This window comes from Streptomyces sp. P17 (genome assembly GCF_032436805.1).
Lineage (GTDB): Bacteria > Actinomycetota > Actinomycetes > Streptomycetales > Streptomycetaceae > Streptomyces.
The window spans coordinates 1-230 of the sequence record NZ_JAVRBF010001579.1 but is presented as its reverse complement, the minus strand read 5'-3'; the positions used below and the strand labels follow the sequence as shown (position 1 = coordinate 230).

At 67.4% G+C, this 230-nt stretch carries 1 protein-coding gene; it reads left to right on the top strand.

Annotated features, from left to right (window positions below; all coding sequences use genetic code 11):
* Positions 1-28: 28 nt before the first annotated feature.
* Positions 29-230 (top strand): glycosyltransferase (locus RMT89_RS45750; protein ID WP_315889653.1); only part of this gene is annotated, 202 nt, incomplete at its 3' end.

The following is a 230-nucleotide window of genomic DNA, read 5'->3' as shown; positions in this document are numbered from 1 at the left end:
CGCCGAGCTTCGACGGCAGAGCGCCGACATGGGATTGCAGCAGGTGGTCGATATCCGCGGTTTCACCGCGCCGCGCGAGCTCAAGGCGATTCTGGATGCGACGCACGCCGCGATCGTTCCGACCCGGGGCGAGTTCGCCGAGGGCATGGCGTTGTCGGCGGTGGAAGCCATCCTCGCCGGACGTCCCTGCGTGACCAGCTCTGTCGTGCCCGCTCTCGAAGTGTTGAAGC